General features: G+C 45.4%; 31 protein-coding genes and 5 pseudogenes. 32 read left to right on the top strand and 4 right to left on the bottom strand.

What is annotated here, in order from left to right; translation table 11 throughout:
• Positions 1-38 precede the first annotated feature (38 nt).
• From JCM10519_RS16270 to JCM10519_RS16385, 32 genes and pseudogenes are all read left to right on the top strand, one after another.
• Positions 39-800: an AAA family ATPase gene (locus JCM10519_RS16270; protein ID WP_054740475.1), complete on the top strand. Its 762-nt coding sequence runs from the start codon at positions 39-41 to the stop codon at positions 798-800.
• The gene (locus JCM10519_RS16275) at positions 790-2139 is read left to right on the top strand and encodes a nitrogenase component 1 (RefSeq protein ID WP_054740477.1); all 1350 of its coding nucleotides are present in this window, start codon (positions 790-792) and stop codon (positions 2137-2139) included. Before JCM10519_RS16270 ends, JCM10519_RS16275 begins: the two co-directional genes overlap by 11 nt.
• Positions 2136-2786 carry a nitrogenase component 1 gene (locus JCM10519_RS16280; RefSeq protein ID WP_054740480.1) on the top strand — a complete coding sequence of 217 codons (651 nt, stop codon included), beginning with the start codon at positions 2136-2138 and terminating at the stop codon, positions 2784-2786. Before JCM10519_RS16275 ends, JCM10519_RS16280 begins: the two co-directional genes overlap by 4 nt.
• 13 nt (positions 2787-2799) lie before the next feature.
• Entirely contained in the window at positions 2800-3246 is a 447-nt protein-coding gene (locus JCM10519_RS16285; RefSeq protein ID WP_347844470.1) for a hypothetical protein, read from the top strand.
• Positions 3247-3250: 4 nt separating this feature from the next.
• A complete protein-coding gene (locus JCM10519_RS16290) occupies positions 3251-4444 on the top strand; it encodes an ABC transporter substrate-binding protein (protein ID WP_054740484.1) in 1194 nt (397 codons plus the stop codon).
• Positions 4445-4452: 8 nt separating this feature from the next.
• Positions 4453-5462: pseudogene (locus tag JCM10519_RS16295) on the top strand (iron ABC transporter permease).
• Entirely contained in the window at positions 5459-5605 is a 147-nt protein-coding gene (locus tag JCM10519_RS30845; protein WP_347844471.1) for a hypothetical protein, read from the top strand. The pseudogene JCM10519_RS16295 and the gene JCM10519_RS30845 overlap by 4 nt, the downstream one beginning before the upstream one ends.
• Entirely contained in the window at positions 5560-5814 is a 255-nt protein-coding gene (locus JCM10519_RS30850; RefSeq protein ID WP_347844530.1) for an ABC transporter ATP-binding protein, read from the top strand. The genes JCM10519_RS30845 and JCM10519_RS30850 overlap by 46 nt, the downstream gene beginning before the upstream one ends.
• Positions 5745-6245: an ABC transporter ATP-binding protein gene (locus JCM10519_RS16300; protein ID WP_347844531.1), complete on the top strand. Its 501-nt coding sequence runs from the start codon at positions 5745-5747 to the stop codon at positions 6243-6245. The genes JCM10519_RS30850 and JCM10519_RS16300 overlap by 70 nt, the downstream gene beginning before the upstream one ends.
• Positions 6245-6388, top strand: coding sequence for a hypothetical protein (locus JCM10519_RS30855; protein ID WP_347844472.1), 144 nt, complete (start codon positions 6245-6247; stop codon positions 6386-6388). Before JCM10519_RS16300 ends, JCM10519_RS30855 begins: the two co-directional genes overlap by 1 nt.
• A 330-nt stretch (positions 6389-6718) precedes the next feature.
• A pseudogene (locus JCM10519_RS16305) lies at positions 6719-7358 on the top strand (RpiB/LacA/LacB family sugar-phosphate isomerase).
• Positions 7359-7498: 140 nt separating this feature from the next.
• A pseudogene (fsa, locus tag JCM10519_RS16310) lies at positions 7499-8097 on the top strand (fructose-6-phosphate aldolase).
• A gap of 310 nt (positions 8098-8407) precedes the next feature.
• Positions 8408-8938: a hypothetical protein gene (locus tag JCM10519_RS16315; RefSeq protein ID WP_054740486.1), complete on the top strand. Its 531-nt coding sequence runs from the start codon at positions 8408-8410 to the stop codon at positions 8936-8938.
• 182 nt (positions 8939-9120) lie between these two features.
• A complete protein-coding gene (locus JCM10519_RS16320; protein WP_347844473.1) occupies positions 9121-9549 on the top strand; it encodes a hypothetical protein in 429 nt (142 codons plus the stop codon).
• 36 nt (positions 9550-9585) lie between these two features.
• Positions 9586-11361: a protein translocase subunit SecD gene (gene secD, locus JCM10519_RS16325; protein WP_347844474.1), complete on the top strand. Its 1776-nt coding sequence runs from the start codon at positions 9586-9588 to the stop codon at positions 11359-11361.
• Entirely contained in the window at positions 11337-11774 is a 438-nt protein-coding gene (gene secF, locus JCM10519_RS30860; protein WP_347844475.1) for a protein translocase subunit SecF, read from the top strand. Before secD ends, secF begins: the two co-directional genes overlap by 25 nt.
• Before the next feature lie 309 nt (positions 11775-12083).
• Positions 12084-12596 (top strand): ferritin-like domain-containing protein, encoded by a 513-nt coding sequence (locus JCM10519_RS16330; protein ID WP_054740490.1) that lies wholly within the window; start codon positions 12084-12086, stop codon positions 12594-12596.
• A 192-nt stretch (positions 12597-12788) separates the two neighbouring features.
• Positions 12789-13550, top strand: coding sequence for an AraC family transcriptional regulator (locus tag JCM10519_RS16335; RefSeq protein ID WP_347844476.1), 762 nt, complete (start codon positions 12789-12791; stop codon positions 13548-13550).
• A gap of 315 nt (positions 13551-13865) precedes the next feature.
• A complete protein-coding gene (locus JCM10519_RS30865; protein ID WP_347844477.1) occupies positions 13866-14321 on the top strand; it encodes an ABC transporter substrate-binding protein in 456 nt (151 codons plus the stop codon).
• Positions 14287-14586 carry a hypothetical protein gene (locus JCM10519_RS30870; RefSeq protein ID WP_347844478.1) on the top strand — a complete coding sequence of 100 codons (300 nt, stop codon included), beginning with the start codon at positions 14287-14289 and terminating at the stop codon, positions 14584-14586. Before JCM10519_RS30865 ends, JCM10519_RS30870 begins: the two co-directional genes overlap by 35 nt.
• A 34-nt stretch (positions 14587-14620) precedes the next feature.
• On the top strand, positions 14621-15175 hold the full coding sequence (locus tag JCM10519_RS30875; RefSeq protein WP_347844479.1) for an extracellular solute-binding protein: 555 nt from the start codon (positions 14621-14623) through the stop codon (positions 15173-15175).
• Positions 15176-15206: 31 nt separating this feature from the next.
• A complete protein-coding gene (locus JCM10519_RS16345) occupies positions 15207-16100 on the top strand; it encodes an ABC transporter permease subunit (protein WP_054740494.1) in 894 nt (297 codons plus the stop codon).
• 71 nt (positions 16101-16171) lie between these two features.
• A complete protein-coding gene (locus JCM10519_RS16350) occupies positions 16172-16900 on the top strand; it encodes a carbohydrate ABC transporter permease (RefSeq protein WP_347844480.1) in 729 nt (242 codons plus the stop codon).
• A gap of 225 nt (positions 16901-17125) precedes the next feature.
• Complete coding sequence (locus JCM10519_RS30880; protein ID WP_347844481.1) at positions 17126-18163, top strand: beta-galactosidase; 1038 nt, start codon at positions 17126-17128, stop codon at positions 18161-18163.
• A complete protein-coding gene (locus tag JCM10519_RS30885; protein ID WP_347844532.1) occupies positions 18084-18878 on the top strand; it encodes a beta-galactosidase trimerization domain-containing protein in 795 nt (264 codons plus the stop codon). The genes JCM10519_RS30880 and JCM10519_RS30885 overlap by 80 nt, the downstream gene beginning before the upstream one ends.
• Positions 18879-18894: 16 nt before the next feature.
• Positions 18895-19146 (top strand): Beta-galactosidase C-terminal domain, encoded by a 252-nt coding sequence (locus tag JCM10519_RS30890; RefSeq protein WP_347844482.1) that lies wholly within the window; start codon positions 18895-18897, stop codon positions 19144-19146.
• 246 nt (positions 19147-19392) lie between these two features.
• Entirely contained in the window at positions 19393-19737 is a 345-nt protein-coding gene (locus JCM10519_RS16360; RefSeq protein WP_054740497.1) for a PAAR-like protein, read from the top strand.
• Complete coding sequence (locus JCM10519_RS16365; protein ID WP_347844483.1) at positions 19715-19978, top strand: PAAR-like protein; 264 nt, start codon at positions 19715-19717, stop codon at positions 19976-19978. Before JCM10519_RS16360 ends, JCM10519_RS16365 begins: the two co-directional genes overlap by 23 nt.
• Positions 19979-20016: 38 nt before the next feature.
• Entirely contained in the window at positions 20017-20289 is a 273-nt protein-coding gene (locus JCM10519_RS16370) for a hypothetical protein (protein WP_054740501.1), read from the top strand.
• Positions 20279-20464 (top strand): hypothetical protein, encoded by a 186-nt coding sequence (locus JCM10519_RS16375; protein WP_054740503.1) that lies wholly within the window; start codon positions 20279-20281, stop codon positions 20462-20464. Before JCM10519_RS16370 ends, JCM10519_RS16375 begins: the two co-directional genes overlap by 11 nt.
• The gene (locus tag JCM10519_RS16380) at positions 20448-20660 is read left to right on the top strand and encodes a hypothetical protein (RefSeq protein ID WP_054740505.1); all 213 of its coding nucleotides are present in this window, start codon (positions 20448-20450) and stop codon (positions 20658-20660) included. Before JCM10519_RS16375 ends, JCM10519_RS16380 begins: the two co-directional genes overlap by 17 nt.
• 194 nt (positions 20661-20854) lie before the next feature.
• Positions 20855-21463 (top strand): hypothetical protein, encoded by a 609-nt coding sequence (locus JCM10519_RS16385; RefSeq protein WP_347844484.1) that lies wholly within the window; start codon positions 20855-20857, stop codon positions 21461-21463.
• Between the two features lie 184 nt (positions 21464-21647).
• Here the strand turns inward: JCM10519_RS16385 and JCM10519_RS16390 are convergent.
• The 4 genes and pseudogenes from JCM10519_RS16390 to xdh form a co-directional block, all read right to left on the bottom strand.
• Positions 21648-22852: pseudogene (locus JCM10519_RS16390) on the bottom strand (FprA family A-type flavoprotein).
• A gap of 98 nt (positions 22853-22950) precedes the next feature.
• Positions 22951-23220: an XdhC family protein gene (locus tag JCM10519_RS16395; protein WP_054740510.1), complete on the bottom strand. Its 270-nt coding sequence runs from the start codon at positions 23218-23220 to the stop codon at positions 22951-22953.
• Between the two features lie 28 nt (positions 23221-23248).
• Positions 23249-23734 carry an XdhC family protein gene (locus JCM10519_RS16400; protein WP_054740511.1) on the bottom strand — a complete coding sequence of 162 codons (486 nt, stop codon included), beginning with the start codon at positions 23732-23734 and terminating at the stop codon, positions 23249-23251.
• A gap of 337 nt (positions 23735-24071) precedes the next feature.
• Positions 24072-26688, bottom strand: a pseudogene (xdh, locus tag JCM10519_RS16405) (selenium-dependent xanthine dehydrogenase).
• Positions 26689-26738: the final 50 nt, after the last annotated feature.

The raw sequence follows: 26738 nt of genomic DNA on the forward strand, positions 1-26738 counted from the left end.
GTTGAAGCTAACTAAAAGCGAGCTAAGGAGAGTCATATATGTTAAAGATTGCAGTATACGGGAAGGGAGGAATTGGCAAAAGCACAACTACCTCAAACCTGGCAGCAGCATTGTCTGATATGGGATATCGGGTAATGCAGATCGGCTGTGATCCGAAAGCGGATTCCACACAGAATCTGACATTGGGAAAACCGGTAAAAACGGTCTTGGATGCGATTAAGGAAAAGTCTGATCATGTGGAGCTTTCAGATATTGTATTTCCTGGTTACAACGGGGTGTTATGCGTGGAAGCCGGAGGGCCGACTCCTGGAATTGGCTGCGCGGGGCGCGGCATTATTACCGCTTTTGAGCGGCTGGAAGAATTAAATGCTTATGAGGTATACAAGCCGGATATCATACTTTATGATGTTCTTGGTGATGTGGTATGCGGAGGCTTTGCCATGCCCATTCGGGGCGGCTATGCGGAACATGTATTTGTTGTTACTTCGGGTGAGAAGATGTCCCTTTATGCGGCAGCTAATATTGTCAGTGCTGTGGGACAGTTTTCCAGGCGGGGATATGCCAGGTATTCAGGTATCATTTTAAACTCACGAAATATTGAAAAAGAGCAGGAACTTGTATCAGAATTTGCAGAGGAAAGCGGCGGGAAGATCGTTCGGATCCTGCCACGGGATGGAATCGTACAGGAGGCAGAACACCAGAAGAAAACAGTTGTGGAGGCATTTCCGGAAAGTGCTATGGCAGGAGAATACCGTACACTGGCCAAATCTATTCTGGAGGTGTGCGGCCATGAAAACTGATTGCAGTACTCTTCATTATACATCGCCTGCCCACGGCGGGTGGGGGGTGGTCCGCCTGGCCATGCTGGTTCCGGAAAGTTATCAGCTGTTTGTCTGCCCCTTTGCCTGCGGGAGGCATGGGGCGCTGGGGGCCATCGCGCATGGCTTAAAAGACCGTCTCTCCTATTTATACATTGATGAAAGTGATATTGTATCGGGAGGCTATGAGGATTTAATTCCGGAAGGGGTGGCAGAGCTCCTGGAAACTCTGGAGAAAAGGCCTAAGGTTCTGATGATCTTTGTCAGCTGCCTGGATGACCTGCTGGGAACAGACCATGAGTCCATACTGGCTGTTTTACGGGAACAGCATGAAGATGTTCGGTTTACTTTCTGCCATATGAACCCCATCACCCTTGATACGGATAATCCTCCGCCGGTCAATATCCGCCGGAAGATGTACGGTCTTCTGGAACCGTCGGAAGTAAAGAAGAGGCAGGTCAATCTCATTGGGAATCCGGTGCAGATCCGGCCGGAATCCGAATTGTATGGTTTTTTGCAGGCGCTGGGAATGGAACAGGTCAACCACATTGCACAGTTTGAAACATTTGAAGCATATCAGCAGATGGCGGCTGCCCAATGGAATTTGGTAATAGCCCCGCCGGCAGTGAAACCGGCCATGGACATGAAAGACTGGCTGAATATTGATTTTGAGTTAGCTTACACTAACTATCGGGAGGAAGATATTCTGAATACCTATGAACAGCTGATGGAAAAGCTGGCAGACAAAGAGGACGTCCGGTTTGATCTGGAGCCGTACCGGGAGAGAGCAAGGCAGGCTGTCAGGGAGGCCAGAGAGGCAGTCGGGGACAGACCGGTATTTATCGATTACACGGCTGTGATTTTTCCTTTTGCGGCAGCAAGGGCATTATGCGAGGCGGGCTTCCATGTGGCCGGAATTTTTGCCCGGACAATCGGGGCAGGAGAAAAGGAACATGCGGACTGGATCTATGAACATATGCCGGAAATCCAGATTATGAATCCAATCGCCCATGATATTCCTGCAAAGATCGGGGCATTTCCGGAGGACAGCATTGCCATTGGCTTTGAAGCCGCATATGTTACCCGTGCCCGCCATGTGTATGGTCTGGTTAATAATGAAGGGAACTTTGGATTTGACGGTTTAATCCGGCTGATGCAGGGAATCGTCCATGCGGTTCAAGTGGAAGAAGATTTAGAAACGCTGATAAAAAAATTATGGGTTGGTGATATAATGCATAAACTTTCGATACAACTGCCTCCGTTTGCTCCTGATTATTCCGGTGTATGCTCGCACTGTTTGCATTTGGCGGCCTGCTGGTGATTCATGATGCTTCCGGCTGCACAGGAAATTATACCGGCTATGATGAACCAAGATGGTATGATTCCCGCAGTCTGGTGTACTGTTCAGGACTCAGGGAAATGGATGCGATTCTTGGCAATGATGAAAAATTCATACAAAAGATAGAAAAAGCCGCAAATGATTTAAAGCCGAATTTCCTCTGCTTTCTGGGAAGTCCTGTTCCCATGGTTATTGGTACAGATCTGGAAGGGATTGCGGCAGAGCTGGAAGAACGTACCGGAATTCCTTCCATCGGACTGGCTACAACCGGTTTGCATTACTATGACAAAGGGATTTCGGATGCTTACATAGCTTTTGCGAAAAAGTTCTTTCCGCCGCCCCAGGCAGTTTGTCCGTCTGGTGACAGGATCAATATTCTTGGGTTGACACCCCTTGATTTTTCCAACAACAGCAATGCGGTTGACTTAATCGGTGAAATGGAGAAACGAGGCTTTATAATTCAGGCGGATTTTTCTATGGTATCTGATTTCCATAAGGCTTGCCAGGCACCGTCAGCCAGTGTAAACCTGGTAGTATCAAAGAGCGGCCTGGGCCTGGCAGAATATATGAAAAAAAAGGTATCAAATTCCTTACGTTGTGGGAGTACCGGTTGGGGAATTGGCAGCTGACCGCTTGGCGGTAATGCTGAAAGAAACAATGGCAGATAAACGGGAAAGGGTATTGGAAACGGAGGCAGAAGAAACCAGTCAGGTTTTAGTCATCGGTGAAGAGGTCCTGATCCGGTCGCTGGCATTTCATTTTCGTGAAGAGAGGGGAATAAGGGGAATTCAGCCGGCGGTTTTATTTGGCGGAACACAAGGAGTGTACCGGCAGGACAGCCTTGCGCTGAACAGTGAGAGTGATATCAGAAAACTGGTGAACAGTGGAAGATACCATACGATTATAGCTGATCCGCTGATCCGGCAGCTGATCCGGGAAAAAGAAAATGTACGGTTCATCGAGCTGCCCCATGTGGCGGTTTCCAGCAAGGTGTGCTGGGATCATGCGCCCCAGCTGATGGGAGAACGATTGAGCGGAAGTTTATTTTTAGCTTCCAATGATATAATGAGCGAAAGAGAGGAGAAATAAAACGATGAAAAAGACAGTAACGCGTGTATTGAGCATGGCTCTGTGTCTGGCTTTATTATCCGGCTGTACGGCCAAGACAGCTTCCACAGAGGCTCCGGCCAACGCTGCCGGTACAGAGGCAGCATCAGCGGAAGACAAAACAGAGGACGGGAAAAAGGAAGAATCTGCACCGGCAGCAGGCGAGACCAAGACGATCACTGACCATGGCGGCAATGAGGTGGTTATTCCGGTTAATATTGATCGTGTGGTGATTGCATCCTTATGGCCGCTGCCGTCGGTTTATGCATTGTATCAGGGCTCAGGCGACAAACTGGTGGGCATGCATCCGGCTTCTAAAAGTGCGGCAGAGCATTCTCTGTTAATGAAGGTGGCTCCGGAATTAAAGGATGTGGAAACTTCCTTTATTCAGGGCGGCGAGGTTAATGTGGAAGAACTTATTAAGCTGAAGCCTGATGTGATCTTTTGCAATGCTAACAATGCAAAAGAAAGGGAAGTTCTGTTAAAGACCGGTATTCCGGTGGTTGGCTTCAGTACTTCCATTGCCGGGTTTAATACGGTGGAAACTGTAAACAAATGGGTTGAACTGTTGGGGGAAGTATTTGATGAGCCGGATAAAGTGGCCGGTATTACTGATTACGGACGCGAAGTGGCTGCTGATATTGAAAAACGGTTAAAAGATGTAAAAGAGGAAGATAAACCGAAAGTAATGATTATTTATCATTATAAAGACGGGGTATTCCAGACCTCGGGCAACCAGTTCTTCGGTCAGTACTGGTGCGACGCCACCGGAGCTGTCAGTGTATCAAAGGATATTCCGGGGTCAGGCGTGGATTTGACCATGGAGCAGATTTATGAATGGGATCCGGATATTATCTATGTAACAAACTTTAGTCCTTACCTGCCTCAGGATTTCTATGACAACAGCATCGAAGGCTTTGACTGGAGTCCGGTTAAGGCAGTACGGGAAAAGAAAGTTTATAAATTCCCCCTGGGAATGTACCGCTGGTTCCCGCCGTCATCTGACTCTTCCCTGTGCCTTTACTGGATGGCCCAGAAAAATCATCCGGAAGCTTTTGCAGATCTTGATCTGAACCAGACAATTAAAGACTTCTATCTGAAATTTTATAATGTGGAGCTGACGGATGAGGAGGTAGAAGGCATATTCAATCCTCCCCGTGAAGCAGCAGACGGAGTATAAACATGCTGATGAAACGATATGGAGCCGGAACCAGGATCTTACTGATCCTGGCTCCGGTATTAACTGCCCTGATCTGTCTGGGCATCGGACGATATTCCTTTAACCTGGTTGATATCTGCAAACTGTTATATACCTATGCGGTTTCCGGAAAAGATGCGATCGAACCTCAGGCATATAGCGTTGTATTCAATATCCGGCTGCCAAGAATCATTCTGGCAGTTCTTTGCGGAGCGGGGCTGGCTGTCTCAGGAGCAGCCTTTCAGCCTTGTTTTCCAATGCACTGGCGACTCCCGATACCTTGGGAGTGGCACAGGGAGCATGTTTTGGTGCGGCCCTGGCCCTATTGTTTTCGGACAGCCTTTTATGGGTTCAGCTGGCGGCCCTGGTATTTGGTTTGATCGCAATTATGCTCACCTATTCCATCAGCAAGGTAAAAGGACAGTCCTCCACGTTTATGATTATTCTGGCGGGAATTGCGGTTTCTTCTCTTTTCACTTCGCTGGTATCCCTGATTAAATATGTAGCTGATCCGGAGTCTCAGCTGCCGACCATTACATACTGGCTGTTAGGAAGCATGGCTGGAATTACCTATAAGAGTCTGGCTATCGGCGGTCCTCTGGTCTGCGGGGGAATTCTGATGATCTATCTGCTGCGCTGGCGGTTAAATATTCTGTCGATGTCTGAAGATGAAGCAAGATCAATGGGAATTGACTTGAAAAAACTTCGTATTATCATTATTCTGTCAGCAGCCTTGATTACTGCCTCCTGTGCTTCCATGTGCGGACGGATTGAGTGGGTGGGGCTGTTAATTCCCCATGGGGTCCGGATGCTGTTTGGAAGCAATAACGAGCGGGTCATTCCGGCCAGCATCAGCCTGGGCGCAATCTTTATGCTGATTATGGATACGACTGCCAGGGCAGCAACGACTGCTGAGATTCCCCTGTCAATCCTGACAGCAGTAATCGGAGCGCCGGTATTTATTCTATTGCTGAGAAAGACAGGAGGAGGATGGCTGTGATTTTTGAAGTAAAGAAGGATGCTTTGGATATAAGGCAGGGGAAGAAATTCTTAAGGAAATCACATTCCGGCTTCAGGCTGGAGAGGTACTGGCAATTCTGGGACCTAATGGTGTGGGAAAAACCACACTGCTTCGCAATATGATGGGACTGCTGAAATGGAAATCAGGCGGAAGCTATCTGGATGGAACATGTCTGGCAGATATGTCTGTAAAAGATGTCTGGCAGACCATCGCCTATGTCCCCCAGCAAAAGCGTCCCTTTTTTCCTATACGGTGGAAGAGATGGTTTTACTGGGACGCAGTGCCCATATCGGAAATTTCAGCCGTCCGAAAAAGACGGATTTGGAAATAGCTGATGAGGCAATCCTGAGTGTTGGAATTGATTATCTGAGAGGAAAGCTGGTGAGCCGGATCAGCGGCGGAGAGCTGCAGATGGTCTTAATTGCCCGGGCCTTAACTGCGAAACCCCGGATGCTTGTGCTGGACGAGCCGGAGAGCAATCTGGACTTTAGAAACCAGCTGATCATTTTGGATACCATTCGGCGTCTGGCTGATGAAAAGAATATATCCTGTATTTTTAATACCCATTATCCGGCACACGCATTGAAGATATCCGATCAGGCATTGATTTTGAACCGCAGCGGAAAAAGCATATTTGGCAAAGTGGATGATGTGGTGACAAAAGAACATATGGAAGAGGCATTTGGAGTAAAGGTCCTGATCAGTGAAATTGAAGAAGAAGGGCATTGCTTTAAATCCGTAACAGCCCTGGCGCTGACCTGATGGATAGATGGGGCAGATCAGATCCCGGTAAGGAATGCAACATGCTGGAAGAGGACGGGGCAGAAGTAACCTGTCAGGACAGTATGGCTGCTTTTGTGATTCAACCTTATGAAATCAAAACATGGAAGGTTAGGTTCCGGTAATCCTGTTTTTCAGGCGGAAGCAGCAGGCTTTTTAAAGTCTCTGCTTTGGCCTGCTTGTGGTGGGAAAAGCAAACGTATGAATGAGAAATTCATTGCATTAGTCAATAAGTATACCATTAAGCCTATTGACAGGGAGTGGATTTTAAAATATGCTGTTAAGTGTAACATAATATTTAACCGAATCAAGTGGCGGAGCAGATTGCGAATATCTGCTTGGCGAAGATCGGTGTACAGGACCGATTCAGCCAGTCCGGAAAGCCAGAAGAGCTTCCTGTGAATACGGACTGAGTGGGAAACAGGTATATATCAGATAAAAGGAGTGTTGGAAGCATGAGAATCGCTTTAATTAATGAGAACAGCCAGGCGGCTAAGAATGAATTGATTTACAACAGCTTAAAAAAAGGTTGCAGATTCAAAGGGTTATGTGGTGGATAATTATGGCATGTATTCCCCGGAGGACAGCAATTCCCTGACCTATGTACAGAACGGGATCCTTGCAGCCATTCTTTTAAACTCCGGTGCAGCGGATTATGTGGTTACCGGATGCGGAACCGGCGAAGGTGCCATGCTGGCCTTAAACAGCTTCCCAGGCGTAATCTGCGGCCACGTGTGCGATCCAAGTGACGGCTACATGTTTGCACAGATCAATGACGGCAATGCGATCTCCATGCCGTTTGCAAAGGGCTTTGGCTGGGGTGCAGAGCTGAATTTGGAATATACATTTGAAAAGTTATTCTCTGAAGCAAGCGGACAGGGCTACCCAAGAGAGAGAGCCATTCCGGAGCAGAGAAATAAGAAAATCTTAGATGTGGTAAGAGAAAATAACTTAAAGGATATCCTGACCTGCTTAAAGGGACTTGACCAGGAGCTGGTAAAGGGAGCCGTTGGCGGCGAGAAGTTTGGAGAGCTGTTCTTCGCAAACTGCAAGGATGAATCCATTGCCGAATATGTAAAGAGCCTGCTGGCATAGGAGTTACCTTAAGCTTTAATGGGGAGAAAAATGAATTTTCAAAGCTGGTTACTTATTAACAAATAAATATATAAGGAGAAGTGCTATGAGATTTTTTTATTGATACAGCAAATACGGAAGATGTAAAGAAAGCAAACGACATGGGTATTATCTGCGGTGTTACCACGAATCCTTCCCTGATTGCAAAAGAGGGACGGGATTTTGTTGAAGTCATTAAAGAAATTGCATCCATCGTGGATGGACCCATCAGCGGAGAAGTAAAAGCGACAACCGAAGATGCAGAAGACATGATCGCAGAAGGCCGTGAAATCGCAGCGATCCATCCCAATATGGTTGTAAAAATCCCTATGACCGTGGAAGGCTGAAAGCCGTTAAGGTATTGACCGCAGAAGGAATCAGGACCAATGTGACACTGGTGTTTTCTGCCGCTCAGGCACTTTTGGCTGCCCGTGCAGGCGCGACCTATGTTTCACCGTTTTTAGGCCGTCTGGATGACATTTCCATGCCTGGTATTGACTTGATCTGTGATATCATGGATATTTTTAATGAACACGGAATTGAGACAGAAATCATTGCAGCCAGTGTCCGCAGCCCCATCCATGTCATTGACTGTGCAAAGGCAGGAGCCGACATTGCTACCGTACCTTACAGTGTACTAATGCAGATGGTAAAGCACCCGCTGACTGATCAGGGAATTGAGAAATTTAAGGCGGATTATAAGGCAGTATTTGGTGAATAATCAGTTGGTTATGGCGAAGTCTTTTCAGGCTTCGCCTTTTTCTTTTTCTATTTCCTGATTCAGTGCAGCGAGGGGGACAATCTAAAATCTGAATCAGGACCTGCACAGCTCAGTCTTGTTGCGTTCTAAAAACGGCCGCAAAGGATCAGGAACATAACTTTCTGCAAATTCATGGAAAATAAAAGGGTTATCTAAAAAAATAACTTGAAATAACCGGTACAGAAAAATATAATAACAGTATCAACGGATGATCGTAATCGTTGCAATACTTGAAGCGGAAATGTAAGAATGCACACATGAAGGAGCAGGAATGAAACATGAGATACTTGCAAAGGAACACTGCCCATACTGCAAAAGACATTGTTCTTTAAAAGATCCCCATTGCGGAAAGGGAAAAGCATTGGCGGAGAAGAAGAAAAAGGAAGAAAAGAAGGGAAAAGAAGAAAGAAAGGATCCGGTCACAGGGCTGGAAACAGATGATTGGATTAATATTCAGTCTGAAATCAGGCTGCTGCGCCTTTGCCAGACCGGCTGCCGGCTGCTGCCGGACCAGAAAGCAGGAAAGCAGGGCGGGAAAGCGGTCAGGCTTTATATTATGGCTGTATTGGCAGAAAAAGGCGGCCTGACACAAAAGGAGCTTAAGGAAAATTCCGGGCTGCATTTCAGGGAACTGGAAGAGGCTTTACATAAGCTGGAGAAAAAAAAGGCTGGGTCAGCCGGAAGCAGGACGAAGGAAAAGAAAAAAAAGGTGTCTTTGACTGGTAAGGGGCTGGAGGCGGCCAAAGAACATATGGGGGACTGGAAGAGAGGGCATGACTCTGTTTTTTTCCCCGCTTACTGAGGAAGAAAAAGGTTTTCTTGAACATATCCTGAAAAAAATCCTGCAGTGAACAAACTCCGCCGTGAATATGGCAATTTCCATAAGGCAGGGTTGTGTTTCGGGAAAAATTGTAGTACAATGCAACAGGATATCATCCGATTATTATGTTTTTTTATGATGCGGCTGCCGCAGGAGGATTACCATTGAGATATCAGGTAAAGAAAACCAGGTCTGTCAGTTGGATACTGGCATTATTTTGTTGCATTGCTTTACTTTTGGGAGAATTAAATGCGCTGGGCATGGACTGGAATCCGGTCCGGGCATGTTTGGTTTTAACACAGGCCCTGCCAAAGGGATATGCCCATCCGGGAAAGAATGATGCAGTGGCCGGATTTCCAGGGGCCTTGGAGGAAGAAGCTGGGAGTGAAACCCTGGTTGATACCTGGAGCAGGCTCGTGGTCGGAAACTTGCCCTTAAAGTATCTGGCGGCCAGGGAATTTTTCCTGTTTGTCCCGCTTATTTTATGGTCGGAACGAACCATGCTGATGAAGGAGGGGTATGCCGGCAGAAAGTATCTGATCAGGTACATCCATGATTCGGATGGTGAGAAAGGAGTAAGGGCAGGATTTTAAAATAATTAAAATATTAACAAGAAAAGAGGATTACCTATGAAACCAGGAAAGAAAATGTTTGCTGCAATTTTAGTGGTAATTGCAGCTCTCGTTTATGTTGGGGCATTTGGGGCCGGAAGCAGTATTAAGGGCGTACGTGAAATGCGCTACGGCATCGATATCCGCGGAGGCGTGGAGGCAGTATTTGAACCTCAGGGGCTTGACCGCAGCCCATCGGAAAAGGAGCTTGAGACAGCCAGACAGGTCATTGAGACCCGTATGGATAACCAGAATATCGTTGACCGTGAGGTGACTGTGGATAAAAACGGAGGATATATCATCGTTCGTTTCCCATGGAAATCTGGGGAGACCAATTTTAACCCGGAAGAGGCCATTGCGGAATTAGGAGAAATGGCTGAGCTTACGTTCCGGGATCCTGATGGAAATGTGCTGATTCAGGGAAAAGACGTGCAGAATGCAGCACCTGAGACAGCAAATAACAACGGAATCAAAAGCTATCAGGTAGCTCTTAGCTTTAACCCAGAAGGCTCCAGGCTGTTTGAAGAAGCGACTGGAAAGCTGATCGGAAAGCGGATGAGCATTTACATGGATCAGGATCTGATCTCCAGCCCCACAGTACAGACCAAGATATCAGGCGGGCAGGCAGTTATTACAGGAATGGAAGATTATGATGATGCAAAGAATCTGGCTGAGAAGATCAATGCAGGTTCTCTTCCATTTTCCCTTAAGACCACCAATTTCTCCACCATAAGCCCATCCCTTGGAAACAATGCTTTGGGGATTATGGTATATGCGGGAATGGCTGCGTTTTTAGTAATCTGTTTGTTTATGCTGGTATTTTACAAGCTGCCAGGCGCTGTTGCATGTGTCACCCTGGTCCTGCAGACGGTTCTCCAGATGCTTGCCGTCTCTATTCCACAGTATACACTGACTCTTCCGGGTATCGCCGGTATTATCCTGACCATAGGTATGGCGGTGGATACGAATATTATTATTTCAGAACGTATATCGGACGAGCTGAAAAAGGGCATTTCCGTGAAAGGCGCGGTACTCACCGGATATAAAAATGCTTTTTCCTCTGTTTTAGACGGAAATGTTACTACAGCCATTGTTGCAGTGATCCTGATGTTTTTAGGTTCAGGTACCATGCTCAGCTTTGGTTATACCTTATTGATCGGTATGATCGTCAACCTTTTGGTGGGCGTTTCTGTTTCCAAGCAGCTTTTGTTATCCCTTGTTCAGTATGATCCATGGCGTGATGAGAAATGGTTCCGGATCAGAAAAGATAAAAAAATCATACCATTCTATCAGAAGAAATATATTTTTGGAATCATCTCCGGACTGATTTTCCTTTCCGGAATTATTGGCTGCTTTGTTTTCGGAGTAAAGCTGGATACCCAGTTTACCGGAGGCGCAGTGTTAAGCTATTCCGTATCAGACGAGGCGGATACAGGTAAGATCCAGGCTGCTATTGAGAAGCAGACAAACCGTCCGGTTACGGTTCAGATCAAGGAAGATAACATGACGGGGCTTAAAAGGCTTTCCGTCACCCTTGCAGGAAATGCGGGTATGTCTCCGGAAGACCAGAAGAATCTGACGGATGCCATCAACAGTACTTCTGACAAGGTAGATGCAAAGCTGTCGGAGACCTATGTGGTTGAACCTTATATCGGAGCAAAGGCGCTAAAGAACGCAGTGGTTGCCATTGTACTGTCCCTGCTTTTCATTGTAGTCTATGTCTGGATCCGTTTTTCCGCTATATCCGCCTTCCGGCAGGAGTTACTGCAATGGTCGCACTGGTCCATGATGTGATTGTGGTGTTCTTTGCATTCGTGCTGTTCCAGATTCCGTTAAACGATGCCTTTGTGGCAGTAGTTCTTACGATTATCGGTTATTCTATCAATGATACCATTGTTATCTATGACCGGATCCGTGAGAACAGGAAGAAGGATTCCAAGATGCCTGTGGATGAGCTGGTAAATATCAGTACCTCCCAAACCCTTGGAAGATCCATTAATACTTCCTGTACGACGGGAATCTGCGTGCTTATTATTCTGGGGGCTTCAGTCTACTTCCAGATCGGCTCTATTTTAGAATTCTCACTTCCAATGTTCTTTGGTATCCTGACCGGATGCTACTCCTCCATTTGCGTGGCAGGTACGCTCTGGGCTATGTGGGAAAAGAAAAAGGAAAAAAAAGTAAAAGGTGTTTTTTTAAGCCTTTAAAGGCCGTTGCTTTGTCACTGGGAATCAGAGGCAAAGCAGCGGCTTTTTTCTTGGAAAGTGATCAGAGCCTTTGCCAGATGGGACTATTGTCAGACGTTATCAGAAATAAAATATTCTTATTACACCATTGAATAATATGGTAAAAGATGTTAGAATATAATAAATCATTTTTATGGAGGTGTTCAATGCAAAAGTAAGGATGTCCGGACGATTGGACATGCCTGATCTGCGGTTTTGAGAAAGATGCATTCAATGCAATCTGACAGAAAATGATCAATAGAAAAACAGAGAAAAAGGAGGGCGAAGGTTTTGTTAAATAAAGAAATTGTAGCGAAGATAAACAAACAGATTAATTTTGAACTGTATTCGGCATATATCTATCTGGACATATCCAACTATTATGCAGATAGTAATTTAAACGGTTTTGCGAACTGGTTTAAGATTCAGACTCAGGAAGAGCGGGATCATGCCATGCTCTTTATGAATTATTTACTTAACAATGGCGAAAAGGTTGTACTGGAAGATATTAAAGCTCCTGATTTTGTTTACACGGATTTCCGCCAGCCGGCTATGACCGCCTATGAACATGAGGTGAAGGTAACGGCTTCCATTCATGATATTTACGGAGCCGCTTATGAATTAAAAGATTTCCGTACCATGCAGTTTCTCGACTGGTTTGTAAAAGAACAGAATGAAGAGGAAAAAAATACGGATGAGATTATAAAGAGATATGATCTATTTGGAAATGATGCAAAAGGATTGTATTTACTGGATACGGAGTTAGCGGCAAGGGTCTATACACCGCCCTCTCTTGTAATTTAACCGAATGAAGTAAGGCCGCGGGTTGCAAATATCCGTTTAACTCTCTATGGGATCATAACTATAATGCGAAAGAAGAGCAGTCTCTGCCATGATAGAAACAGTATATCATGGCGGGGAATGCTTTTTTTCATTTTTGCCGTAAAATGCTGCGGCTGTTTTAGGAAAGATCTGGACAAAGGGGGAAAGATATTCATGGGAAAACAAAGGGAAAAGGTAGAATTCCGCTACTATGCGATTCCAGAGTCAGAAGTGGTACTGGCTCTATTGGGAGAGGACTGGATCAGGGAATATGGGAGGGGTATTAAGTACCTTCATTTTCACGATCTTATGGAAATAGGATATTGCCACTGGGGGGACGGTGAGGTGGTATTGGGTCAGGAACGTCTTCCTTTTTCCGGCCATTCTATAATGATTGTACCTCCAAGGCTTCCTCATAACACTGACAGTGCAGAGAGAACAAAGGCTTATTGGGAGTGGATCTACATTGATCTGGAAAAAACCGTGACCGAAGTATATGGCCATGATCCGGTACTCCAAAGGAGCCTGTTAAAGAGACTAAACAGGACCGGATACCTTTTGTCAGAGGAGAATCAGCCAGCCCTGTCCAGATTGGTTTTGGGGATCATAGAAGAATCCCGCCATAAAAAGCCTTATTACAAAGACAGCTTATGGGGGTATCTTTATGCCTTTGTTGTGGAGCTTTTACGGCTTTCCGATGATGAGGAACAGATTGCAGGGGGAAGAAACCGTGATTCCGTTTTAGCAGGTGCCCTGGATTATGTTGCCAGACATTATCGTCAGGAGATCAGAATAAACAGCCTGGCAGAGGCCTGCAGCATGAGCGAAGGCCATTTCCGCCGGGTTTTTGAAGAGGAAATGAATATGAAGCCTTTGGATTATATCAACCTGGTCCGGGTTCAAAGTGCTTGTGAGCTGCTGAAAAAAAACAAATAAATCCATGGAAGAGGTTGGAGAGGAATCGGGATTTGCTTCTATTTCTGCATTTAACCGGAATTTTCGAAAAATATTAAATATCTCTCCTTATCAATGGAAGAAGTCGGAAGAAAATTATGAGGGAAGGTTGCTGCATTGTAAGATCAGCGCTCAAAAAGGCTGGTAATAAGGAGAAATGATTGAATATGCGCTCTTTTTAATTGAATCTAAAGGCTTTAAATCAAAAATATCAGTATAATGGAGTTGTTGGAAATCTTTCGAAAGAAAAACAGAGTCATATGAGCCAATTTTTTATGAAAGAGGAGGAGTTTTGCTATGAAGAGAAGAATCCCATCCATATTACTGGCCGGAGCCATGGTGGCTTCCCTAACAGCCTGCGGAAATTCCGGAACCACAGGGCAGAAGACAGGAGACGGGGCAAAAGCAGCAAACGAACTGACTGTCTGGTGCTGGGATCCGGCATTTAACATTTATGCCATGGAGGAAGCGGCCAAGGTGTACCAGAAGGATCACCCGGATTTCAAGCTGAATGTAGTGGAGACACCCTGGGCTGATGTCCAGACCAAGCTGACAACGGCGGCCACCTCCAAAAACCTGGATACACTTCCTGATATCCTGTTGATGCAGGACAATGCATTTCAGAAGAATGTAATCAGCTATCCCGATGCCTTTAAGGATCTGACCGGAAGCGGAATCGATTTCTCCAAGTTCCCAAATGCTAAAACTGCCTACTCAGTTGTGGAAGGAAAAAAATTACGGAGTTCCCTTTGACAATGGAGCTGCGATTGCAGCCTATCGTACCGATGTGCTGAAAGAAGCCGGTTATACGGAAGCAGATTTTACAGACATTACCTGGAGCCAGTATCAGACTATGGGCGAGGATATCTTGGCAAAGACAGGAAAGCCTCTGTTATCCTGTACAGCCGGAGAGTCGGATCTGATCATGATCATGCTCCAGTCTGCAGGCGGAAGCCTCTTTGATAAGGACGGGAATCCCAGCATGGTTGGGAATGACAAGCTAAAAAAAGGTTATTGAAACCTATGTTTCCCTTGTTAAGAGCGGTGTACTTGTGGAAGTCAATGACTGGGATCAGTATGTTGGAACCATGACAAACAGCACTGTGGCGGGAACAATTAACGGCTGCTGGATCATGGCGAGCATTCAGACCGCAGAAGACCAGTCCGGTAATTGGGCGATTACCAATATACCGAAGCTTGAGGGAGTAGACGGGACAACCAATTATTCCAACAATGGCGGCTCCAGCTGGGCAGTAACTGCTGGCAGCAAGAATCCGGAGCTGGCTGCGGATTTCCTATCAAAGACCTTTGCCGGAAGCGTTCCTTTCTATGAAACCATTCTTCCAAAATCCGGAGCACTGGCAACCTATCTTCCTGCAGCGGACAGTAAGGTTTATGGTGAGCCTCAGGAATTCTTTGGAGGAAAGCCGGTATATGCCCAGATCACAGAGTTTGCATCAAAGGTTCCTTCCAATAATACAGGCGTTTATTATTATGAGGCCCGTGATGCGGTAGCAACAGCTATTACCCATGTAGTTACAGGAGCAGACATTGATGCAGAGATTAAGACTGCAGAAGATACGGTTAAGTTTGCCATGGGTAAATAAAAATAAGAATAAGAGGGAGGAGGCATTTTTAGTGGGAAATTCAAAGAAAAAGCTGTCCTTAGGCCAGAAGCAGAGCCTTGCGGGCTGGATATTTTTAACGCCGGCGGTCATCCTGATTGCGGTCATGAGCTTTCTGCCCATGATCCAGGCGCTGTTCCTTTCCTTTCATACGGGAATTGGCGCGGCTATGAAATGGACAGGCGGGACCAACTATATAAGAATGTTCAAGGACCCTGTTTTCATGCAGGCTCTGAAAAACAATTTTATCTACCTGATCATACAGGTTCCCATCATGCTGATATCGGCTCTGGTCCTGGCTTCCCTCTTAAACAATAAGGATCTTCGGTTCAAGGGGCTTTTCCGTACCGCGATTTTTCTGCCCTGCGCCACCTCCCTGGTATCCTATGCGGTAATTTTCCGTTCCCTGTTTGCAGTGGATGGCCTGGTCAACATCGTCCTCATAAAGCTTGGGATATTGACCACAGGATACAACTTCCTGGGTCACCCAAACTCTGCCAGGATTGTGATCATCCTGGCCCTGATCTGGAGGTGGACGGGCTATAACATGGTATTTTATCTTTCCGGCTTGCAGAACATCGAGTATTCCGTGTATGAGGCGGCAAAGATTGACGGAGCCTCTCCGTTCCAGTCCTTCTTCCGGATCACGATCCCGCTTTTAAAGCCAACCATACTGCTGACTGCCATCATGTCCACCAACGGCACGCTGCAGCTGTTTGACGAGTCCGTGAACTTAACCAACGGCGGACCTGCCAATTCCACCATTACCATGTCCCACTATATTTACAATGTATCATTCAAGTATGTACCAAACTTCGGGTATGCGGCCTCCATGTCCTACTTAATCCTGATTTTGGTGGCAGTTCTTGCATTTATACAGCTGAAGGTAGGTGATAAGCGTGACTAAGGGAAAAAAAGTTTTTTGCATATGTATTTTTGACCATTGTCTCTGTCATCTCGGTGTTTCCTCTGTATTGGATGATGGTTGCGGCCACCAATAAAAGTGTGGATGTGACCAGAGGGACCCTGGTATTCGGCACAGCGCTTTTTGACAATGTAAAGAAGCTGTTCGCTTCCCAGAATGTTGCCACAGCCCTTGGAAATTCCTTTAAATATTCCATTATCATGACGCTTATCTCTCTGTTGGTCTGTTCCATTGCAGGATACGGGTTTGAGGTCTTTCATGACAAGGCAAAGGACCGGGTTATGAGCGTGATCCTGCTGGCTATGATGGTTCCTTTTGCGGCGACCATGATCCCACTTTACCGGATGTTTTCAAGTGCAAGGCTGTTAAACAGTACCTTGGGATTTATTCTTCCCACCATTTCAACCCCGTTTCTGATCATGATGTTCCGCCAGAGCGCAAGATCCTTTCCATCGGATATCATGGAGGCGGCAAGGCTTGACGGGTTAAGTGAGTTCCAGATTTTCTACCGGATGTTTCTGCCTACCATGCGTTCCACCTATGCGGCAGCCATGACCATTACCTTTATGAGCGCCTGGAACAGCTACCTTTGGCCCAAGGTGATCATGTCCGATGCAAGCAGCATTACCATGCCAATGCTTGTGGCAAACTTAACGGAAGGATACGTGACCGATTATGGAATCCTTATGCTGGCCGTATTTGTCTGCACCATTCCCACGGTTATTGTTTTCTTTCTGCTGCAGAGAAGTTTTGCAGAGGGTATCACAGGAGCAGTAAAATAAAAAAAATCACATTAGATGCTGCGGCCGGTTTCCGGATATGGAATCGGCTGCGGTATTTTTTTGGAAATGCCCTGCGGTTATCTCTTTACACCCGATAAAGCGGGGGGAGGCCCTGTCCCCAAAACGTGGACGGTAATAAGGAAACACCCTATGGGTATTCCTTTACGTCCAAAAGCATGGACAGAAATAAGGAAAGGAGTAAGAATATATGAAAAATCTTGGAATATGGCACGGAGGGATTATAGCCCGGAACAATGGCTGGATGAGCCAGAGATTCTTAAAAAGGATCTGGAATTTATGAAAAAGGCTGGGATCAATACGGTCACTATGGGGATGTTTGCCTGGTCCATTCTGGAGCCGGAGGAGGGGAAGTTTCATCTTTCCTGGTTAAGGGACCGGGTGGATCAGCTGTATGAAAATGGGATTTTTACCATTCTTGGTACTCCCTCCGGCGCACGTCCCAAATGGCTGGCAGACAAATATCCGGAGGTGCTGCGGGTCGATGATACAGGGCAGCGCCAGGGTTTTGGGGGACGTCATAACCATTGTTATACCTCCCCTGTATACAGGGAAAAGGTGAAGCAGATCAATGGAAGGCTGGCAAAGGAGTTTGGCTCCCATCCAGGGGTACTTCTCTGGCATCTTTCCAATGAGTACGGCGGTGAATGCCACTGCCCATTGTGCCAGGACGCTTTCCGGATATGGCTGGAAAAGAGATATGGCTTCATCGACCGTCTGAATAAAAGCTGGTGTACGGCCTTTTGGAGCCACATCTATCAGTCCTTTGACCAGGTGGAAAGCCCTTCCTCCATAGGAGAAACCATGGTTCATGGTTTGAATCTGAACTGGAAGCGGTTTGTGACGGAACAGACCGCGGATTTTGTCCGGTGGGAAACTGCCTCTATACGGGAGGCAGGCGCAATGCAGCCTGTGACGACCAATTTTATGTATGATTACCAGGGGCTTGATTACCGGAAGCTTTCCCAGGCAGTGGACGTGGTATCCTGGGATACCTATCCCTTATGGCATAAGGAAAAGGAAATCCTTACTGCCAGGGACAACGGCATGCAGCATGATTTCATGAGAAGCTTAAAGAAGAAACCTTTCCTGCTCATGGAATCCTGTCCAGGCAGCACAAACTGGCAGGGAGTCAGTAAGCTTAAAAAAGCCGGGCCTTTTAAGGCTGGCTTCCTGGCAGGCAGTTGCCCATGGATCGGACAGCGTGATGTATTTCCAGATCCGTCAGAGCCCGGGAAGCTCTGAAAAGTTTCATGGGGCTGTCATTGATCATTATGGAAAGGCAGACACCAGGGTATTTGAGGAGGTCAGCCGCATTGGAGAAGAACTTGCCCTTTTGTCGGAGTTGGCTGGGACAGAAATGCGTTCTAAAGCAGCCCTGATTTATGATGTGGAAAACCGCTGGGCAATGGAAGATGCCCAGGGGCCCAGAAACAAGGGGCTTTATTATCATGAAACCTGTGTAAAGGTTTACAGTGCAATAAAAAGACTGGGCTTTAATGTTGATGTGGTTACCATGGATGACAGCCTGGAAGATTACCGTCTAGTGGCGGCTCCCATGCTTTATTTATACCGCAGCGGAATTGAGGAGAAAATAGAACAATTTGTCCGCAATGGCGGACTACTGGTAACTACCTATTGGTCTGGAATTGTGGATGAATCAGATAGGTGCTTTCCTGGAGGAGTTCCCCATGGACTCCGGGAGGTGGTAGGGCTTCGCAGCACGGAAATCGACGGCCTTTATGATTGGGAGAGTAATTATATGGTTTCTGCCTCCGGGGAAAAAGGGGATCGGTATGAGTGCCGCAGTCTCTGCGATCTGGTAAGGCTGGAAGGGGCAGAGGCTCTTATGGTATATGAAAATGATTTTTATAAGGGATATCCGGCCCTTACAAAAAAATCACTATGGAAATGGAACTGCCTTTTATGTATGCGCCGATGCAGCGCAGGATTTTTATGATGATTTATTTTGGAAGATGACTTGTGAAGCCGGAATCCAACCTCTTGTGGAAGGGAGGATACCGGAAGCGCTTGAGGTAACTTCCAGGGAATCGGGACAGCATGAGTATCTGTTTTTGCAGAATTTCAGTCAAAAACCCCTTGCGCTGGAACAGAAGCTTTTAGACTGCCTTTTAGAGGGAACCGTGCTGCTTGGGGAGATTTCGGGGAAGGGTGAAATAGAATCATATGGGACGATGATTATAAGGAGAGATCTGTACCGGAACTGAGGGCGGTATTTAAAAACAAATTTTTTTTATATGCAGGTATGTTTCAACATGACAGGAATTATTAAAAGTTTCCTTTCTTACTCTTTGGTCATTGGATGAACATGAAAATATAAGTCCATGGTCATAGAATAAAGCAGGCTTTCCTCTGCTAAAAATTACATATAAACCGTTAGTTTTACATATGTACTAGATTTAATAGATATTTTTATTATAATAAAAATATCTTAAGAGACAGGGGGAGTACAGATGGCAGATTTAAAAGATACTTATGTCGTCCATGGAGCATGGACTACGTGTACCTGTGGTATGAGAAAAAGCAGAACTGTACTGGAAAAAAGCCATGGAGCTTTTCTAAAGGACAGGGCACAAATGACGGTTAATGACTGTAAACCTGAAAATATCATTTGCTTTGGCGGCTGTTACAGCATGGAAAATCCTGACACTGCAGCAGAGGCTCAAAAAATACAAATGGCTGTAGAAAAAGATTGCCCGAATACTTTTACAGATACCGTGATGAATTTTTTTACAAAAAAAAGGTCAGAAAGAAAGTTCCGATGCTCCATTACAGGTGGTCGGCCTTTGCAACCCTAAAATTCTGTCAGCAGAATGGGACAATGGAGGCAATACTGTAGAAGTGAATGGGGAAGTTCCCTTACTTGCAGGCGCAAAGGTTCATTGTTTATATGGTGAAGAAATAGAAATCATTGATTCAGGACAACCGGAAGCAGGAGATATGTCACAGGTAGAAATCAGCCCCCATTCCGTCCCACTGTCAGGATCTCCGGGAGGTAATGCGGAATCGGCATCTATGGGGCTGCCGCGGCTGGAATAGCTGCCACACCTGGGATGCCCAAACAAGCGGTTGCTGGTATGATTGGAGCTTCTAAAGCTTCCAGTTACGGCAAAAATAAAACTTCTGATGTTGAGGGGCAGGGGAACATCATATCAAAGCAGTTACTTATTAAGATTGGATTCAGCAGCGAAAAACTTACTGATGAATTTTTAATAGGTCTTGATAATACACTAAAAACATTCATTATAGACCGAAGTTTAGATAGGTCAGTAAATAATGAAAGAATTGCAAAGTTTATAGCTCAAATAAGTGTAGAGTCTGAATTTGGAAGAAAAAACAATGGAAAGTGACTACGGAGATAAAACTTACTTTTATCGAACTTATAAAAGTGAAGAGAAATTTGGAGATATTGTAGACATATCGAATGGGTTGAGGCGGTACTGTGGTGGAGGATACATTATGTTGACCGGAAAAAGTAACTACAAAGCATTTTCTGATGCTATGCAAAATGAAAAAAATTTATAATCAAGGCATTTTCTATGTTGCTGAAAATTGTGCTTGGGAAGCAACCGGCTGGTGGTGGAAAAGTAATGGCATGAACAAATATATTGATAATGGAGCAACAATAGCTGATGTTAGTAAGCGAGTAAATGGTGGAACAAATGGATTAGGTGAGCGCATTGCTATTTGTGATGGAGTTATAAATGAATTAAATAGGTAATAGTGGATTTATATACTTTGCAATTATTACTCTGATATCATGTTTATATTCTGCTATATCAGAGTAATAATTGTTTATAAAAAGGAGTTGTAACATGAAAAGAAGCCTTATATTTACCATTGCTATAGTTATGATTGCTATTAGCCTTATTGCCTGTAACTCGGGCGATATTTATGATGTAAATAAGAATAATTATGAAGAAAATAATGAAAAAAAATTATTGTAATGTTGAGTATCCTTCAATATCTGGACTTAATGATCAAGAAAATCAAATAAAGATTAATACTATATTGGAAAATGAAGCTTTAAAAGTATTAAACTACTATACAGACTCTTTTGGTTTCACTGAATTAACAATTGGATATCAAATCACTCTCTCAAACAAAAGCATTCTTAGCATCCAGTTTTCAGGGACCGGGAATGTAGATAATGCAGCGCATCCGAACAATCTGTTTTACACTGTGAATATTGACATTCAGGAAGGAACAAAATTAAGACTAAATGATATAGTAGAGATAGATTCAGATTTTGTCGATAAGTTATATAATGGGGATTTTAAAGCATTGTGGCCTGAACAAGGCGAGTACATTAGTTATTATTCTAGAAATGAAATGTTAAAATATCTTAAAGATGCTGATTCATTAGATAATATTGGTTCGGAAAATCAATCAGATGTATTCAGCTATTTTACATCTGATGGGTTGGGAATCTCAATTCCTGTTAGTCATTCAATCGGGGATCATGCTGAATTTGAAATTAAGTATAGTGACCTTAAAAAACATATGAAAGTAAAGCCTAAATAGGTGCCTATGGCACCAGTTTTAACCTGTACTATATTTATACCTGTTTTTAATTGGCCGATTCGGATTGGCCTCTCCATCTACAACGATCAGTATGCTGCAAAGAATATAAAAAAGCAGTTATATAGAAAACGGAAAGAGCAAGGTACCTGGCATCTCCCGGCCATTCCCCTTGCTCTTACTTGTTTTATTTTATTGATTCTGCAATGGCATTGGCCAAAGCACCGATCTCAGCCAGCTGATCCTCTTTTACAGAAGATTTGATAGTAATGGTCTGATCCAGCAAGGTCATATTTTTCATCCCTGAAAGAATCTCAGTCATCTTTTTGCCTGCCATGATACCCCAGGAACCGTTTTCCATAAGGGCCACGGTGCGGTTTTGCACGTTATGGGCTTTCATATCCAGAAGTAAGTGCTCCATGCTGCTGAAAATTCCTCCGTTATAGGTGGCCGAAGCAAATACCAGATGGCTGCAGCGGAATGCTTCTGAAATGATCACAGACGGATGAGTATTGGATACGTCATACATAACAATATTGCGGACCCCACGTTCTGCCAGGCGGCATGCCAGAATGTTGGCGGCATTCTCCGTATTCCCGTAAATGGAGCCATAGGCGATCATTATGGCATTTTCTTCCGGTGTATAGCTGCTCCACGCGAGATACTTGTCCATATACCAGCAAATGTTGGAACGCCATACAGGCCCGTGAAGCGGACAAAGGATCTGAATGTCCAGATCAGCAATTTTCTTTAAAAGGGTCTGGGTAGACGGTCCGTATTTTCCTACAATATTGGAATAGTATCTTCTGGCATCATCAAGCCATTCCCGTTCAAAATTCACTTCATCGGCAAACAGATTTCCGTTCATTGCGCCAAAGGTGCCAAAGGCATCGGCTGAAAAAAAGAACCTTGTCCGTAGTGTCGTAGGTAACCATTACTTCCGGCCAGTGAACCATGGGAGCCATATAAAATGTAAAGGTATGTTTGCCGGAGCAGAAGGTATCCCCTTCTTTTACAATAACAGCTCTGGAATCAACGCCGAATTCGTAAAACTGGTTGATGATAGGGACTGTTTTGGCATTGCAGATCACCTGAACCTCCGGATATCTTCTGACTATTTCCCCTAAGGTGGCACAGTGGTCCGGTTCCATATGGTTTACAACGATATAATCCAGATCCCGGCCGCCAAGAACTGCTTCCACATTTTCCAAAAACTGTCCGGTGATGGCCCGGTCAACGGTATCAAAAAGAACGGTTTTTTTCATCTAGCAGGACATAGGAGTTATAGGAAATCCCTTTCGGAATGGGGTAGGCGTTTTCGAACAGGGCGAGACGGCGGTCACTTCCTCCAACCCAGAACAAGTCATCTTTAATAGTTTTTACACAATACATGGTGCTGCCTTCCTTTCTTTCGTTCTATTCCATCCCTAGAAGTATACTATATTTTCAGGAAAATGTCATTGTGTTTTTTTAAGGTCCAATTTGTCCGGTCAATTAAAAACCGGCTCAATATATACTTCTACGATGCCTCCGCATACCATGCCTTCGTCCTCTGCGTTGCCTGGAGTCATATCAACCTTCATTAATAACGGCTTTTTATCCCTGGCAACATCTCTTGCTGCAACACATACCTCGGACTCCACACAGCCGCCTCCGATGGTTCCGATGGTGCTTCCGTCAAGCATGACAACCATTTTTGTTCCAACATCCCGGGGGGCGGAGCCTTTTCTGGATACGATGGTCACAAGGGCTTTTGGCATGTCTGACAGTTCCCCGGAAGTGAGTCCGTCAAGGATTTCCTTTGGATAGCCAAAGCTTTTTTTTGCTTCCGTTTTTCACCTGAATGATCTCCGCCATAATGGCTACGGCGATTTCCTCCGGGGTCTGGGCATTGATCTTTAGTCCGATGGGAGTGTAAACCTGTTCAAGAAGCTCTTTGTCTATTCCCTGGTCTTCTAAATAATCCTTTACAAGCTTTACCCTGGCTCTGCTGCCGATCATGCCGATATAGGCATTTTTTTTGCCTATGATCTGGGATAAGCAGTCCTGATCATACCGGTGCCCTCTGGTGACGATGATAAAATAATGGCCTGTGCTTCCCTCTATCTCTTCCAGAGCTTCCCTAAAGGGCTTGCAGATAACGGTGTCAGCCTCCTCTTTTCTTGCGGTATTGGCAAAGGATAACCGGTCATCAATAACCGTAACATGAAATCCCAGCATTTTTCCGATTCTGATAATGGGAATGGAGATATGTCCGGCTCCGCACACCACCATATATTTTTCCCCTGTTATAAATTCGCAGAACAGAGTGCTTTTCTGAGAATTAATGGTCTGGGTTTTGTCAATGGTCTTTAAATCCTCTGAAAAAGCATCAAAAGCTTTTTCATCTCCCTGCCTGCAGATGATTTCTCCGCCTGACCACAGGGCTTTGGCTCCAAGCCCCTGCCCTTCGATGATTGTCAGGCTGACTAAGGTGGTGCTTTTATCGGCATTTTTTTAATTCTTCATAAAATCCTGCTGTCATATGATTGCTCCCTTTTGTTGTCTCATGCTTTTATAATAAAAAAGGGCGGTATACATTCCGCCCTTTTTCGGGTATTCTGGTTTCCTTTTATTTTGCAGGCTTTGGCTTACGGTAGAATGTATCTTCCAGAGGAAGTTTGTAACGGAATACGCCATCCTTTTTATAGTAAGCATTCTGCAGCGCAGGCGCTCCCATAACGCACACGATCTCGCCTACACCCTTTGCTCCAAATGCAACTTCAGATGGATTCTTTTCAATGAACCGTACGTCGATCGGAGGCATCTGAGGTGCTTTAAAGAGACCTAAAGTACCTAACTTGGCCTGAGGAATGCCGTTCTTTAAGGGGAAGTCCTCTGTCAGTCCATAACCAAGACCCATTGCAACGCCGCCTTCTACCTGTCCTTCTGCGGCAAGAGGATTGATGGCTCTGCCTATGTCATGAGCTGCGATTACCTTTACAACCTTTCCTTCCTGGTCAATAACAAAAAGCTGTGTACCATATCCATAAGCAATATGGCTGACTGGATTTGGCTTGTCACTGCCGATAGGATCAGTTTTATAGTCAAATTCGCCGTAGTATTCTTTGCCTTCCAAATCATTTAAAGAATGCCCTGCATCCAGATCCTCTTTCAGTTTCATGGCGGCAATGTGGATTGCTTCGCCTGTAAATACGGTTTGGCGGGAGGCGGTGGTAGTTCCGGAGTCTGGTGTGTATTTTGTATCCGGATGTCCAACCACTATCTGTTCCGGTGCAAGGCCTGTGGTCTGACAGACCATCTGTAAGGTTATGGTCTGAAGTCCCTGGCCGATAGCAGCAGCGGAAGAGCCTGTAATAACCTTTCCATCACGTATTCTTAAGATACAACGGCCTACATCAGCAAGGCCCACACCGATTCCTGCGTTCTTCATGGCAGATGCAATACCTACGAAATAATTAGGATCTGCCTCATATTTTTCAAAATCCTCTTTTACTGCTTCCAGGGTTTCCACCATACCGGTGCCTTCATCAGCGATCTGTCCGTTAGGCAGGGACTGGCCTGGTCTGATGGCATTGCGGTAACGGATCTCCCAGCCGGAAATTCCTACCTTCTCTGCTAACTGGTTGATCAAACTTCCGTTGACATACAGGACTGGGTCACGCCGAATCCCCGGAATGCGCCAGCAGGCGGATTGTTGGTATAATAAGCATCGCCTTCAATGTCCACGTTCTGGTAATTATACGGTCCGCCCGCATGAGTGCAGGCTCTTTGAAGTACCGGTCCGCCCAGAGAAGCATAGGCTCCTGTATCTGAGAGAAGCTTCGCCTTCATTCCCTGTATAATACCGTTTTCATCACAGCCGATCTTACAGTAGATTTCCATGGCGTGACGCTTTGGATGATAATTTATGCTTTCCTGTCGGGAGAAGGATACTTTTACAGGTCTCTTTGATAAATAAGCACAAAGAGCAGCCTGATGCTGTACGCTCATATCTTCCTTTCCGCCGAAGCCGCCGCCGACAAATGCGCTCTGTATTCTTACTTTCTCCATAGGGAGGCCAAGATATGCACTTAATTCGTGATGTTCATCATAAATACCCTGTGAACCGGTAATTACCTTTACCCCATCAACCTCAGGAATACCAATAGCAGTTTCCGGTTCCATGAAAGCGTGCTCTGTGGGCGGAACATAGAAGGTGCCTTCTGCGATATACTTGGAATTTGCAAGAGCTTTCTCCGCATCGCCACGTTTTACCTCTTCATGGTCAAGAAGGTTATTTTCCGGAATTCTGAATTTGCCAAATTGCATAAAGCCTTCGCCATGAACCTGATGGGCGCCTGGAACCATGGCTTCTCTTGGGGAGCGGATGGGCTCTAATTCTTCACAATCTATTTCTACGGCTTTTACTGCCGCTGTTGCCTGTTCCAGCGTTTCAGCCACCACCATGGCAAGGGTGTCGCCGCAGCACTTTGTCTCTTCGCCTACATCGATCATGCCTGGCCAGTCATGTGCCAGATGACCGATATACCTGTCTCCGGGTATGTCCTTTGCCGTATAAACAGCGACTACGCCTGGCATTGCAAGAGCCTTGCTGGTATCGATTCCGTTAATTTTAGCACGTGCATATTTGCTGAACACGTTCTTTCCATAAAGCATGCCTTCCAGATAATAATCATCTGCATATTTGGCGGTACCCAGTGTTTTTGACTCTGCATCCACACGGCAGGTTCTTTCGCCTACTGTACCGGTCTGCTTAAGTTCAGGAACCTCTAAGTTTCATTGAACATTTTTGCTGCCAGCAAAATACCGTCTTCTATTTTGGTGTAGCCTGTACAACGGCAGATATTTGTGCGGATCGCCTGCTTTACATCATCTCTGGTTGGATTGGGATTCTGGTCAATTAAGCATTTGCCGCTGATTACCATGCCAGGAATGCAAAAGCCGCACTGTACGGCTCCTGCTGCCGCAAAAGCATAAACAAATACATCCCGTTCCCTCTGTGTAAACCCTTCTATGGTCTGAATCTTTTTGCCTTCCAGTTTGGACAGCTTCTGTATGCAGGCGCGGATGGTCTTACCATCCACAATTACCGTACATGTCCCGCAGGCACCTTCCTTACATCCGTTTTTAACGGAAGTGATACCAAGCTTGTTTCTGAGAAAATCCATTAATGTTAAATCTTCTTCTGACTGGTAATCTTTACCGTTGACATTTACTACATACATGACAATACCTCTCTCTCTAAAATACTTGGTTGATATTATATAATTCCGCA

Source organism: Clostridium sp. NkU-1 (assembly GCA_001312405.1).

Excerpts from the sequence above, each read along its gene's own strand:
- JCM10519_RS16375 (WP_054740503.1), top strand. The coding sequence starts at position 20,279 with ATGGAAAGTGACTACGGAGATAAAACTTACTTTTATCGAACTTATAAA.
- secF (WP_347844475.1), top strand. The coding sequence starts at position 11,337 with ATGGTCGCACTGGTCCATGATGTGATTGTGGTGTTCTTTGCATTCGTG.
- JCM10519_RS16350 (WP_347844480.1), top strand. The coding sequence starts at position 16,172 with ATGATGGTTGCGGCCACCAATAAAAGTGTGGATGTGACCAGAGGGACC.
- secD (WP_347844474.1), top strand. The coding sequence starts at position 9,586 with ATGAAACCAGGAAAGAAAATGTTTGCTGCAATTTTAGTGGTAATTGCA.
- JCM10519_RS16270 (WP_054740475.1), top strand. The coding sequence starts at position 39 with ATGTTAAAGATTGCAGTATACGGGAAGGGAGGAATTGGCAAAAGCACA.
- JCM10519_RS30855 (WP_347844472.1), top strand. The coding sequence starts at position 6,245 with ATGGATAGATGGGGCAGATCAGATCCCGGTAAGGAATGCAACATGCTG.
- JCM10519_RS16395 (WP_054740510.1), bottom strand. The coding sequence starts at position 23,220 with ATGCCAAAAGCCCTTGTGACCATCGTATCCAGAAAAGGCTCCGCCCCC.
- JCM10519_RS16335 (WP_347844476.1), top strand. The coding sequence starts at position 12,789 with ATGGGAAAACAAAGGGAAAAGGTAGAATTCCGCTACTATGCGATTCCA.
- JCM10519_RS16360 (WP_054740497.1), top strand. The coding sequence starts at position 19,393 with ATGGCAGATTTAAAAGATACTTATGTCGTCCATGGAGCATGGACTACG.
- JCM10519_RS16315 (WP_054740486.1), top strand. The coding sequence starts at position 8,408 with ATGAAACATGAGATACTTGCAAAGGAACACTGCCCATACTGCAAAAGA.
- JCM10519_RS16380 (WP_054740505.1), top strand. The coding sequence starts at position 20,448 with ATGAAAAAAATTTATAATCAAGGCATTTTCTATGTTGCTGAAAATTGT.
- JCM10519_RS30865 (WP_347844477.1), top strand. The coding sequence starts at position 13,866 with ATGAAGAGAAGAATCCCATCCATATTACTGGCCGGAGCCATGGTGGCT.
- JCM10519_RS16275 (WP_054740477.1), top strand. The coding sequence starts at position 790 with ATGAAAACTGATTGCAGTACTCTTCATTATACATCGCCTGCCCACGGC.
- JCM10519_RS16370 (WP_054740501.1), top strand. The coding sequence starts at position 20,017 with ATGATTGGAGCTTCTAAAGCTTCCAGTTACGGCAAAAATAAAACTTCT.
- JCM10519_RS16290 (WP_054740484.1), top strand. The coding sequence starts at position 3,251 with ATGAAAAAGACAGTAACGCGTGTATTGAGCATGGCTCTGTGTCTGGCT.
- JCM10519_RS30890 (WP_347844482.1), top strand. The coding sequence starts at position 18,895 with ATGACTTGTGAAGCCGGAATCCAACCTCTTGTGGAAGGGAGGATACCG.
- JCM10519_RS16300 (WP_347844531.1), top strand. The coding sequence starts at position 5,745 with ATGGTTTTACTGGGACGCAGTGCCCATATCGGAAATTTCAGCCGTCCG.
- JCM10519_RS30880 (WP_347844481.1), top strand. The coding sequence starts at position 17,126 with ATGGCACGGAGGGATTATAGCCCGGAACAATGGCTGGATGAGCCAGAG.
- JCM10519_RS16385 (WP_347844484.1), top strand. The coding sequence starts at position 20,855 with ATGAAGAAAATAATGAAAAAAAATTATTGTAATGTTGAGTATCCTTCA.
- JCM10519_RS16285 (WP_347844470.1), top strand. The coding sequence starts at position 2,800 with ATGCTGAAAGAAACAATGGCAGATAAACGGGAAAGGGTATTGGAAACG.
- JCM10519_RS16400 (WP_054740511.1), bottom strand. The coding sequence starts at position 23,734 with ATGGTGGTGTGCGGAGCCGGACATATCTCCATTCCCATTATCAGAATC.